Here is a 12,191-nt window from a genome sequence, read left to right as displayed (position 1 = left end):
GAGCGCCGGGCGGTCAGTCGGGAAGCTCGACGGCAGACGCGGAGGGCGGCGCGTTCAGATGCCGCACCTCGCGCTGCGGGAAGGGGATCGAAATCCCGTGTTCCTGGAAGGCGTCCCACAGCGCCAGATAGACGTTGCCCCGGATATTCGTCAGACCTCCGGTCGGGTCGCTGATCCAGAACCGCAGGATGTAGTCAACCGAGGAGTCCCCGAACCCGACGATGTGACAGACCGGCGGCTTGTGATCGAGCACGCGCTTGGTGCCCATCGCCGCTTCGATGGCCACGCGGCGGACCAGATGCGGATCGTCCGCATAAGCGGTCCCAAAATAGATATCGAGACGGACGTAACTGTTGGAATGGGACCAGTTCACCACCTGCCCGGTGATCAGGTCCTCGTTCGGGATCAGGTATTCCTTCCCGTCCCGCGTCGTGATCGAGACATAGCGCGACGTCAGCGCCGTCACCCAGCCGAAGGTCTCGCCCAGCGAGATGACGTCGCCGGGCTTGATCGACTTGTCCAGCAGGATGATGACGCCCGAGACGAGGTTCGACACCACCTTCTGCAAGCCGAAGCCGAGGCCCACGCCAATGGCGCCCGACAGCACGGCGAGGCCCGTCAGGTCGAAGCCCACCGCCTTGAGGCCCAGAAAGAACGCGCCCGCATAGAGCACGATCTGAATGATCTTCGACACCAGCACCTTCATCGACGGGCTGAGGTCTTCGTTCCGGCTAAGCCGTGCGGTGGTCGTGCCCGAGACGAAGCGGGCGCCGGTAAACAGCACGCCGATCACCACCAGCGCCGTCAGCAGGCCAAGGAGCGAGAGCCGGAAGTCCCCGAACTCCAGGGCCAGACTGTCGAGCGCGGCCTCCGTCGCCTCCAGAAGGCCGAGGTAGAAGAGGGTCACATAGGCCCAAAGCCCCCAGGCGACGATCTTGCGCAGGAACGGGTTGCGCACCAGCCGCGCCACGAAGCTGACGATCATCCAAGCGGTGCCGATCGTCGCGGCCAGGCCGACGTAATAGCTCCAGGACGGGAAGCGGAAGAGGTTGAGCATCGCCAGATAGGCCGACCAGGACAGCGCCGCGAAAAACACCAATCCCAAGCGGTTGCGCAGGATCACAAGCGCACGCAGCTGCCATTTCGGGCGGCCCGTCTGGCCGCGCATCCAGGCGGTCATGCGGTCCGCCGCCCAGCGCCGCAGCAGCCAGGCCAGCACCGCGACCCCGGCGACCACGCCGACCTGCCAGAGCGCGCGGGGACGCAACAACCCTTCGAGGAACAGCACAAGCTGCCCCCAAATGCGCGCCAGCTCGTCCTGCATGGCGATGGTTTCCAGAAGGGTCTCTTCCATCCGATCTTTATGTGATGCGGAGCAGCAGCAGGGCAATGCGCCATGCCGCGCAGTCGGTGCCTTGCGGGCCGACCCCACGGGGCGTATCTCGGGGGCGATGAGACGGATGCACGACCTCGGCGACCATGCGTTCCTGCCCTGGCGGTTCTACGGGCGTGCCCATGGCGTCACGGCGCGGGGCTGACCGTCGCGCCCTCCCCCTCTCCACCCGACATTCCCCTTCCGAGGACCGCTCCGATGACCGGAAAGACGCTTTACGACAAGATCTGGGACGCCCATCTGGCCCATGAGGCCGAAGACGGCACCTGCCTGCTCTATATCGACCGCCACCTCGTCCATGAGGTGACCAGCCCCCAGGCCTTCGAGGGCCTGCGCATGGCGGGCCGCACTGTGCGCCGCCCCGACCAGACCATCGCCGTGCCCGACCACAACGTGCCGACGACGGTGGGGCGCGAGAACCCCGAGATGATGACCGAGGACAGCCGCGTCCAGGTCGCGGCGCTCGACAAGAACGCCAAGGATTTCGGCGTCCATTACTATCCCGTCACCGATATCCGGCAGGGCATCGTCCACATTGTCGGCCCCGAGCAGGGCTGGACCCTGCCCGGCATGACCGTCGTCTGCGGCGACAGCCACACCGCGACCCATGGCGCCTTTGGGGCTCTGGCCCACGGGATCGGAACCTCCGAGGTGGAGCATGTGCTGGCCACGCAGACGCTGATCCAGAAGAAGTCCAAGAACATGAAGGTCGAGATCACGGGCAAGCTGCGCCCGGGCGTCACGGCCAAGGACATCACGCTGTCGGTGATCGGCAAGACCGGCACGGCGGGCGGCACCGGCTATGTCATCGAGTATATGGGCGAGGCGATCCGCGACCTCTCGATGGAAGGCCGCATGACGGTCTGCAACATGGCCATCGAGGGCGGCGCGCGCGCCGGCCTGATCGCGCCGGACGAGAAGACCTTCGAATACTGCAAGGGCCGCCCCCATGCGCCCAAGGGCGCGCAGTGGGAAGCGGCGATGGATTGGTGGCGGACGCTGAAATCCGACGACGACGCCCATTGGGACAAGGTCGTCACCATCGCGGCCGAGGACATCGCGCCCGTCGTCACTTGGGGCACCTCGCCCGAGGACGTGCTGCCGATCACCGCCTCCGTGCCCGACCCGACGGATTTCAAGGGCGGCAAGGTCGACGCGGCCAAGCGCGCGCTCGCCTATATGGGGCTCACGCCCGGCACGCCGCTCAATGAGGTCGAGATCGATACGGTCTTCATCGGCTCCTGCACGAACGGCCGGATCGAGGACCTGCGCGCCGCCGCCGACGTGCTGCGCGGCAAGAAGATCAAGGACGGGCTGCGCGCGATGGTCGTGCCGGGCTCGGGGCTGGTGCGGGCGCAGGCCGAGGAAGAGGGGCTGGCCGACGTGTTCCGCGACGCGGGGTTCGAGTGGCGCCTCGCGGGCTGCTCCATGTGCCTCGCCATGAACCCCGATCAGCTCAAGCCCGGGGAGCGCTGTGCGGCGACCTCCAACCGCAATTTCGAGGGTCGGCAGGGCCGCGGCGGGCGCACCCATCTGATGAGCCCCGCGATGGCCGCCGCCGCCGCCGTCACCGGCCGCCTGACCGATGTGCGCGAGTTGATGTAACGCGCAGACCTCACGGGGGGCATCGCTGGGTGCCCCCCTTTTCAAGGGGTCCGTTTGGCCTCGGCCACGCTGATTGCCCTGGCTGAGCCAGCGCTCCGTATCCCCGTCCAGAGCCCGACACCGTGCACCGGATCACGGGCATTCGCTCCGCGGCTGAGGGCAGCGTGAGCTATAGCGGCGGCGCCGGCGAGTTGCGCATCGACCGCGATGGCGGGGCGCGGCTCGGCCAGGAGGATCTGCTGCTCTTTTGAGCAACGGCCGGAGGCGCATTGCCCGACGCGCCTCCGGCACAGGGCCACCCCGCGGATCTCAGCCCGATCCTCTGGCATAAGCCATTGCTGTCGCGTCAGGTCTCGGGGCCACCCGGCGCGCCGCCGGATCTCCGCCTCAATCGCAGAGCCCGATAAGACGGGCCGAGCCGGAGCGCATCGACGGGCAAAAGCGCTCGGCAGAGTTGATCGACTCGCCGCCACCTGCAACCTTATTCGCATGCAGTGCAGCAGGAGGGGGCAGCAATGTCGGTGACGTATACCATTCCCGTTCAGCGGGTCAGTTCAACCGTTGGCAACGATTTCTATACCGGAATCGAGCAGACCACGATCGAGCTCACCTACGATCCGCCCGTCACCTCCGCCACATACAACGTCATCGGCTTTGACCCGGAAAGCCCGTTCCCGACGATCGAGGTCCTTCCGGCGGAGCAGGAACTGGTGATCGATGGCCGAACCGTCGATCAGATCGTCGATAGCGGCTACGAGGTCATCACCTATTTCGGACAGCTGCAATGGAGCGGCGGGACGAGCTATATCCTCTCCATCGAGGAATACCCGTTCTTCGATTTCAGCGGCACCCCGACATTCGAGAGCATCGCCGTGATCGGCGGCGCGCCTCTGCCGACCTTCACCAGCGCGGACGCGGCCAGCCTGTTCCTATTCCAAAATCAGGACGGGCTGAGCCCGGTGCCGTCGGGCACCGACTTCTCCGAGGGGCAGTCTATCTCGCTGGAGGGCATCCCGGACATTGAGATTTCGGGGAACACGACCCCCTCCCCACCGCCCCCGCCTCCGCCGCCCCCGCCTCCGCCGCCGCCCCCGGGGCCTACGGAAGGCCCCGACACGTTGGAGGGCACGGCAGGCGCAGACCGCATCGACGCACTGGGCGGCGACGATTCCGTCTCCGGCCTGGGCGGCAACGACTCGCTCTTCGGATCGGCAGGCGATGACACGCTAAGCGGGAACGCGGGCAATGACGCGCTGCGCGGCGGGCCCGGCGAGGACAGCATTCTGGGCGGCACCGGCAATGACGACGCGCGGGGCGGCGACGGCAATGACAGCCTCCTCGGAGGCGATGGGCGCGATACGCTGATCGGCGAAGCCGGAGCCGACTGGCTCGAAGCCGCCGAAGGCGACGACCTGCTGCGCGGGGGCATCGATGCCGATATTCTCTTCGGACAGACCGGCAACGACACGCTCTTCGGCGATGGGGGCGATGACGAAGCGCAAGGCGGCTTCGGGCGGGACTCGATCCTCGGCGGGAGCGGGAACGACACGCTCTTCGGACAGGAGGACAACGACACGCTGCGCGGCGAGTCCGGGAACGACGCCCTCGTCGGCGGAGACGGCAACGACGCGGCCTTCGGCGACGGCGGCGCCGATACCATCTTCGGCGATGCGGGCAACGATACGATCCGCGGCGGAGATGGCGACGACGAGATGAGCGGCGACGACGGCGCCGATACCGTCCTCGGCGATGGAGGCAACGACCTGCTGTTCGGTGGCGAGGGCAATGACCTCATCTCCGGCGGCATCGGCTCGGATATTGTCAATGGCGAGGCCGGCAACGACACGATCCGCGGCGGCGATGGCGACGACCTTCTGTTGGGCCTGGACGGCAACGATTTGCTCCAAGGCGAGGCCGGGGCCGATACGCTGCGGGGCGGCCCCGGCGACGACATCTATATCATCGATGACGACGATCTGGTCATCGAGACCTTCAACGAGGGCTACGACGAAGTCCGCGCCCTGGGCAATTTCGTCTCGATCTCGACGATCGAGAAGGTGGTGGCCATCGGGTCCGCAAACAGCCGCCTCGACGGCTCGGAAGCGGGCGAAATCCTGGAGGGCAATTCGGGAGACAACATCCTCGTGGGCTTCGGTGGCGCGGATACGATGACCGGCGGCACCGGCGCGGACACCTTCGTGCTGACGAACCAGCGCGGAACGGACCCCGACATCCTGGTGACGGATTGGGGCGTGGGCGCCGATCGGCTGGCCATCGACGACCAGATGGTCGGGCTGGGCGCGAGCGGGATCGATATCCGCGCGTTGACGGTGGACGACTTCCGCACGCTGCGCGATTCCGGCTCGGTCTCCTACAACTTCCGCAGCGGCGAGTTGGCGCTCGACATCGACGGCGATGGCAGCCGGGAGGTGGTCGCGACGCTGGAGGGCGGCGCCCGGATCGGGCTGGACGACATCCTGCTGTTCTGACCCTTGCAAAGCCGCGCCCCGCCCCGAAACGATCAGAGGCGGGGCGCGCGCCTCAAGCCCGTCCGTCCCGAAAGGACGCCTATGCCCCGCATCGTCTCGGTCGCCCCACGGCTCTTTCATGTGCCCCTGGCCGAGGTGCTGGTGGATGCCAAACACGGCGACCACCACCAATTCGAACTGATCACCTGCACCATCGGCCTGGATGACGGGTCCGAGGGAACGGGCTACTCTTATACTGGCGGCAAGGGCGGCCATGCGATCCTGGCGATGATCGAGCACGATCTCGCGCCCTTCCTCCTGGGCCGGGACGGCGGCGCGGTGGAGGCGCTCTTCGAGGAGATGCTCTGGCACGTCCATTATGTCGGGCGCGGCGGCATCGCCTCCTTTGCGATCTCGGCGGTGGACATCGCGCTATGGGACGCACGCGGACGGCGCGAGGGGCAGTCGCTGCGCGCGATGGCGGGCGGGGCGGACAGGTCATGCCGGGCCTATTGCGGCGGGATCGACCTGGGCTTCGACCTGCCGAAACTCCTCGACAGCGTGCGCGGCTATCTCGCCCGGGGCGCGGGCGGGGTGAAGATCAAGGTCGGCCTGCCCCTGGCCGAGGATGTCGCGCGCGTCGCCGCCGTGCGCGATCTGATTGGGCCGGACCTGCCCTTCATGGTCGACGCCAACTATTCGATGGAGGTCGAACAGGCCATCGTCGCCGCCCAGGCTTTCGCCCCCCACGACATCCTCTGGTTCGAGGAACCGATCATCCCCGACGACTATGACGGCTATGCAGGGGTGGCCGCCGAGGGAGGCATCCCGGTCGCCATGGGCGAGAACCTCCATATCGTCGAGGAGTTCGATCACGCCTTCGCCCGCGCGCACCTGTCCTTCGTCCAGCCGGACGCCTCCAATTGCGGGGGCGTCACGGGGTTCCTCAAGGTGGCGGAACGGGCGCGGCGTCACGGGGTCACGCTGTGCAGCCACGGGATGCAGGAACTCCATGTCAGCCTGATCGCGGGCTGTGCCGGCGATGGCTGGATCGAGGTCCATTCCTTTCCCATCGACGCCTACACGACCCGGCCGCTGGAGATGGCCGACGGGCGCGCCACAGCGCCGGACGAGCCGGGGACCGGCGTGGTCTTCGACTGGGTCAAGCTGGCCGAGGCCGACCTGCTGCGGCACAGCGAGACGCCATAGGACGACCGGAGAAGAAACCCGCCCGCGAGGACCGATCCCTCCGGCGCGACGGCCTCTCCCCTCATCTTGCCGGAAATACCTCGGGGGAGCGCGCTTGCGCGCGGGGGCAGAGCCCCCAGCCGTCATCCGCCCCGCGCCTCCCTATCCGTGTCGAACGCCGCTCCGAACGCATGGCTCGAACCGGCGCGCGGCCGGGCCCGATAGGATCTCGAACGCGCCTATCCCGCGATCATCGGCGTGCTGGCCGCGATGGCCCAAGCCAGCATGACGCCCAGGACCGGCGCCGTGCTGCCGGTTCCGGCGCGGGCGGCCATCCAGCGGGCGGCGGCGCCGAAGACCAGCCAGAACAGCAGTAGGACCGGCAGGACCGTGAACGCGATGCCGAGCAGCGGGGTGAGCAGCATCGCGGCCAGCAGCGCGGCCAGCGGCAGGAGGCGGGCCGCGATACGGAGGCCCCAGCCCGCTCCCTGCGTGAGCAGCGCGTCCGCGTAGGTGAAAATCAGAGCGCCCGGCAGAAGCGCCAGAAACGGGGTGAACCGCAGCTCCGTCAGCGGCGAGAACGCCGCGCCATAGCGATCCAGCGCCAGGGCGAAGAGGCCGAAGGCCCAGCCCGCCAGCACCGCCATCGCCAGCGGACGGAGGGACGGGAGGCGGGCGCCGGCGCGCCAGAGCCACGCGCCCTGCACCCCGCCCCAGACGGCGAAGAACGCGGCCAAGGGCGCGATGGCCAGCCGTCCGCCCAGATCGGGGACCAGCGCGGCGGCCAGCGTCGCGGGGAAGATCGGGATCAGCAGCGCCGTCCAGGCGGTGCGGCGAGGCAGCGGGTCGGGCGCGGGGTTCCGGGGCCCTGCCAGTTCCGCCAGCGGCCGCGCAAGCGCCAGGAGGCCGCCCAGCAGCCCCAGCAGCCAGAGCGCGGTCAATGGCGGCGCGCCCGGTCTGCCGCCATCCATCGCCCCGAGGATCCAGTCCCGCGCCTCGATTAGCGCGACCGGCGCATAAAGCACGCCGACATGGCCGACCATCGGCGCCGCCACGGCGCGGCGGATCACGCCGGGAGCCGTCGCCGTCTCGCGCTCCTCCGCGTCCGGGCCGACCATCCGCACAGCATCCAGCGCCACCGCGCGCAGCCGCCCCTCGCGCGCGCCCGACAGGATCAGCAGGCGGGCGGGGGTCTCGGCGGTCACTGCCTCGGAATACATCGAGACGGCGACGACCGCGTCCACCGGCAGCGCCTCGGCCGCCCGCACCACGATATCGGTCGCCATCGAGTGGCCCAGCAGTGCGAGGCCGGGGCCGAACCCATCGGCCTCCCGCAGCGCCCGGGTAGCCGCCACGACCTCGCGGGTCAGCATCGCGGTCGCCCCGTCCAGCCGGGTCACGTCGCCGGTCATCGGCCGGGGATGGCGCCCGTGGCCCGGCAGGTCCAGCGCCGCCACCGCCAGGCCGGACCGCGCGAGCGTCACAGCGAAAGCCCGCATCATCTGGCGCGAGCCCGCATAGCCATGGGCCACGACCACGAGGCCCGCCGGTGCCGCCCGCTCGGGCCGCCAGAGCGTCACCGGCATGTCGCCCACCGCGACCCGTTCGACCGAAAGCCCCGCCCGCTCCCGTTCCAACAGGGCAAGCGAGGCGAGGGAGACGATCAGAGCGAGGATGGTGAGAAAGCGCATGGGATGTCAGATAGGCTGGGGCCGGCCGCCGTCACCGCGTCGGACCCGGAGCGGATCATACAGTGACAGGCGCGGAGCCGCCTGTCTTCGCCCAAGCGCCCTGAGCCCCCCGCGCCCGGCGGTCCGACCGGCGAGATGCTGGGCGGCCTCGGCGTCTCTCGCTTGAGCACTTGGCGGCCGCCCTGACGGAAACGGCGCGCGCGCTCGGAGCGCATCGCAAGGAAACGGAACAGCGAAAAGCCCGCCCTCTCCCCGAACGGAGAAGAGGGCGGGCCCGTTGTCGCATGCTCTCGACGCGTCAGACGAAGGGCGTGTCGTCCACGAGCAGCAGCCGCTCAAAGCTGATCCCGTCGAGGCTGAAGGCGGTGTCTTCGCCCGCCGAGATCCGCACCGCATCGAACGTGTCCCCGTCCAGACCGGCGTTCACCAGCCCGTTCTCGATCTCATAGCTCCGCGTATCGAGCAGGGTGCGGCCGTCGAAGAATTCGACCTCCACCTCACCGGCCCCGCCGACAAAGGCGAAGTCGAACTCGACCTCGACCGCATCGCCGAAGGTGTCGCCCTTGGCACGGAAGCCCAGCGCCTCGCCCCCATCGACGACATCGGCCTCGCCCGGCACGAGATCGTCCTCGCGCTTGTTGTAGACCCCCATCTCGCCATCGAGGAACACGACCCGCGACAGGCCCGGCGCGCCGGGGCCGAACGCCTTCATCGCGATATCGACATCGTTGAAGTTCTGCACCTTGCGCGCCAGCGGCAGCTTGTCGGTATCGACCACTTCACCGTCGATCGTCTCGATCACCTCGCTGCGGAAGCGCCCGCGGCTCTCCAGCGCGATGGCAAGCTCGACCGTCGCGGGGCCGGTCTCGCCTACGGTCAGCTGAGCGAGCAGCGGATCGTGATCGCTTGCGCGGCCCGGGGTCTCGGCGAATTCCGCGTTGACATGGACGGCTTCGAACTGCGCGCCGCCCAGCAGCGCGTCGGAGACGAGGATGTGATCCAGGCTCTGGGAATTGCCCTGGAACTCGAACGTGTAACGCTCGTTTTCCGGCAAGATGTTGGTCAGGTTGGTGAGGCCCGCCGCCTCCAACCCGATGAGCGGCGAGACGAATTCGAACTCGTTGAAGTCGCCCAGAACCACGAGATTGGCCTCCGCATCGGCCTCCAGCGCGTCCGCGACGAAGCCCGCGACCGCCTCGGACTGAAGCTGCCGCTCATCGAGAGAGCCGTTGACGGTGACATCCTCCTGACGGGCGGCGAAGTCCTGCTCCACCCCCAGGATCGGGGCGCTGCCCCCCTTGGAGGAGAAGTGGTTGTTCACCACCGTGACCTCCTCGCCGTTGAAGGCGAAGCTCGCCACCAGCGGCAGGCGCGCGCCCTCGAAGGCCTCGCCCGCGCCCTGGCCGGAGATGGTCTGCACCGACCCCTCGACCAGCGACACGCGCTCCGTGTTGTAGAGGAAGCCGGTGCGGATGTTCCCGCCCGGCTGTCCGCCCGAGGCCTGATCGGCGATGAAGGTGTTGTCGATATAGGCGTAGGTGGAGCTGCCGTTGGCCTCTCCGTCATCGGCCAGGTCGATGGCGGCGATCAGCGTCTCGAAGGTGAGCGAGGCCGAAACCACACCGTCATCGATCTCTCCGCCGGTATTGTCCTGGATCTCTTGCAGACCGAGGATGTCTGGCGTGGCGAGATTCCCGACGATCTGCTCGGCGATGGCGGCGAAGCGGCCGTCGCCGATATCGTCGTCAACGTTGCGGGACTGGCCGCCAGCGGTGTTCCCCTGCACCTCTACAACCGGATCGAGGTTCAGCACGTTGTAGGACGCGACCGTCAGCTGGTTCTCGCCGGCGGCAAGCTGGGTCACCTCGGGGGTCAGGGTCGAGTCCGCGACCACGGTGACCTGCTCCAGCGGGGCCACCTCGAAATTCCCGAAATTGTAGGTGACCACGCCAGTGATGTCGGCAAAGCTGGCGCCCACGTTCACGTCCACCGGGTCGATGCCGAAATCCCAGTCGATCTGGATCTTCTCGGGATTGAAATCGTCGGGCGAGATGTTGAGCGTGCCCCGCTCCGACAGGCCGGTCGCCCCCGCGCCGCCATCGGCGACGGTGAAGACCTCGCCGAAGCGGTTGGTGCCCGAGACGGCGACCGGATCCGGCACGGTGACCAGCATCCCTTCCAGACTCTCCCAGTAGTCGATGCCGTCGGTCTCCGGGTCGAAGGAGGTGAAGGCGTCGCCGTCGATGTCGTCGACCGGGACCGGGCGGCCCTCCGCGCCCAGGATCACGGCGGCGGGCAGGACGTTGCCGCTGGAGAGAACGGTGATCTCGGGATTGCCGCCAAGCTGCGTGGTCGAGAGGTTCCCGGTGCCCGCGCCGCCCGGATAGAACTCCGACACGGTGCCTTCGACATCAAGCGCGTCGCCTATGGCGACACCCGGCGCGCCGCCTGTGAAGACGAAGATCGCGTCGGAGGTGGCGATGTCGCCGTCTCCCTCGGCGTCTTGCAGATAGAAGCCGTTGCTGTCGACCGCGGTCACGATGCCCGACGTCAGCACCCGGGGACCGGCGCCGTCGCCCGTCGTCGGATCAAGCGGCGTGGCCGAAACCAGGCCCGAGACATGGCCCGCGCCCTGGATCTCCATGATGGTGACGCGGAGGGTGGGCTCTTCGGGCGTATTGGTCGAGCCGGGCGTGTCGGCCGACGGGTCGCCGAAAGCCAGCGCGGTGAACTCACCGGTGCCGTCGGGGATCCGCGCCGCGCCCGCGGCCGAGAAGGGGCCATCGGCCGCGACGATCGTGTCGGAATAGCTGAAGTCGGGGGTGCTATCCCCGTCGACGCCGGACACCTCGGCCACAACCGCGTCCCAGGGGACCGTGTCGAGCGTGCCGTCGTTATTGGTGTCGAGGTCGTCCCCCTGCGCGCCGGTAAAGCCCTCGACGACGAGGAAGGTCTGAGGCGAGCCGAAGAGGCCGAAGCCCGGCACGGCGACGTCGCCCGCCTCCAGCGCCGCATTGGTGTCGTCGGTGATCAGCACGAAGCCCGCATCGTCCGCAACGGCGCCCGACAGGTCGATGGCGCGGTCGATCTGACCGGGAGCGAACTCGCCCGAGATGGCGAGCAGCGTCAAGCCGTCGAGCGAGGCGCCCGGCGCGGTCAGGAGCTCGACGAAGTCCGCCGCGGCGCCCCCCAAGGAGGAGATGCGGTATTCGTTGATCGCGACGGCCGGCCCTTCCTCGCCGCCGGGCATCGGAAAGGGCGCGGCGGAGCCGGCATTGGTCGTCGCGCCGTCCAGCGCGTCGACGCCGCTGAAGGTCCAATCCGCGGGATCGAAGGTGACGGAAGGCGCGGCCCCCGGGTCGCGATAGGCCCAGCCGTCGGTGTATTCCCAGGGCTCCCCGGTGCCGTCCGTGCCCACCGCGCCGAACACGTCGACAACCGCGCCATTCTCGAACAGCTCGATGGCGTCGTCCCCGTTGATGGACGCGACCCCGCCGGTCGCGTCGGGCGCGAAGCCGAAATAGGCTTCGAACTGCGGTGCCTCGGAAGCGACGTAGAGCGTCGTGCCCGCCGCGACCGGACCGGCTGGGAAGGTGAGCTCGACCGTGCCGCCCGCCGCCCCGTTATTGGGAGAGCCGAGCGCGTAGATCGACAGATCGGCGATATCCGCCTTGGCAAACAGCTGAATCGCTTTCGGCGTGCCACCCGTGAGCGGGCCGTCGATCACGCCGGCAATCACAAGATTGGACATGGAATTCTCCCTGAATATCGTCCCGGTCTTCCGCCGGTCCGGTCGGGCCAGCGTGGACGGGTCAGGGCATAGGGCGCAAGTGCGACAGCCGCGTG

Annotated in this window: 8 protein-coding genes; 5 read left to right on the top strand and 3 right to left on the bottom strand. The window is 68.5% G+C overall.

Annotation, left to right across the window (positions count from 1 at the left end; translation table 11 throughout):
• Positions 1 to 13 precede the first annotated feature (13 nt).
• On the bottom strand, positions 14 to 1,354 hold the full coding sequence (locus tag DTQ71_RS02720; protein WP_109562734.1) for a mechanosensitive ion channel family protein: 1,341 nt from the start codon (positions 1,352 to 1,354) through the stop codon (positions 14 to 16).
• Positions 1,355 to 1,415: 61 nt separating this feature from the next.
• On the opposite strand from DTQ71_RS02720, the gene DTQ71_RS24540 reads away from it, so the two are divergent.
• The 5 genes from DTQ71_RS24540 to DTQ71_RS02705 all read left to right on the top strand — a co-directional run bounded on the left by DTQ71_RS24540 (position 1,416) and on the right by DTQ71_RS02705 (position 6,675).
• Entirely contained in the window at positions 1,416 to 1,538 is a 123-nt protein-coding gene (locus DTQ71_RS24540) for a hypothetical protein (RefSeq protein WP_281271214.1), read from the top strand.
• A gap of 53 nt (positions 1,539 to 1,591) precedes the next feature.
• A complete protein-coding gene (gene leuC / locus DTQ71_RS02715; RefSeq protein WP_109562733.1) occupies positions 1,592 to 2,998 on the top strand; it encodes a 3-isopropylmalate dehydratase large subunit in 1,407 nt (468 codons plus the stop codon).
• Positions 2,999 to 3,120: 122 nt separating this feature from the next.
• Positions 3,121 to 3,249 carry a hypothetical protein gene (locus DTQ71_RS24535; RefSeq protein ID WP_281271213.1) on the top strand — a complete coding sequence of 43 codons (129 nt, stop codon included), beginning with the start codon at positions 3,121 to 3,123 and terminating at the stop codon, positions 3,247 to 3,249.
• 264 nt (positions 3,250 to 3,513) lie between these two features.
• The gene (locus tag DTQ71_RS02710) at positions 3,514 to 5,487 is read left to right on the top strand and encodes a calcium-binding protein (RefSeq protein WP_109562732.1); all 1,974 of its coding nucleotides are present in this window, start codon (positions 3,514 to 3,516) and stop codon (positions 5,485 to 5,487) included.
• 81 nt (positions 5,488 to 5,568) lie between these two features.
• Positions 5,569 to 6,675, top strand: a complete 1,107-nt coding sequence (locus tag DTQ71_RS02705; protein WP_109562731.1) for a mandelate racemase/muconate lactonizing enzyme family protein — start codon at positions 5,569 to 5,571, stop codon at positions 6,673 to 6,675.
• 218 nt (positions 6,676 to 6,893) lie between these two features.
• On the opposite strand, the gene DTQ71_RS02700 is transcribed toward DTQ71_RS02705, so the two are convergent.
• Both DTQ71_RS02700 and DTQ71_RS23335 read right to left on the bottom strand, forming a co-directional pair.
• Positions 6,894 to 8,345 carry an alpha/beta fold hydrolase gene (locus DTQ71_RS02700; protein WP_109562730.1) on the bottom strand — a complete coding sequence of 484 codons (1,452 nt, stop codon included), beginning with the start codon at positions 8,343 to 8,345 and terminating at the stop codon, positions 6,894 to 6,896.
• A gap of 298 nt (positions 8,346 to 8,643) precedes the next feature.
• Positions 8,644 to 12,096 carry an endonuclease/exonuclease/phosphatase family protein gene (locus tag DTQ71_RS23335; RefSeq protein WP_170125269.1) on the bottom strand — a complete coding sequence of 1,151 codons (3,453 nt, stop codon included), beginning with the start codon at positions 12,094 to 12,096 and terminating at the stop codon, positions 8,644 to 8,646.
• Positions 12,097 to 12,191 lie beyond the last annotated feature (95 nt).

Origin of the sequence: Jannaschia seohaensis (assembly GCF_900116765.1) — a bacterium.
Classification (GTDB): domain Bacteria; phylum Pseudomonadota; class Alphaproteobacteria; order Rhodobacterales; family Rhodobacteraceae; genus Jannaschia; species Jannaschia seohaensis.
The sequence above is the reverse complement of the archived record's forward strand: the minus strand, read 5'-3'. Positions and strand labels throughout refer to the sequence as shown.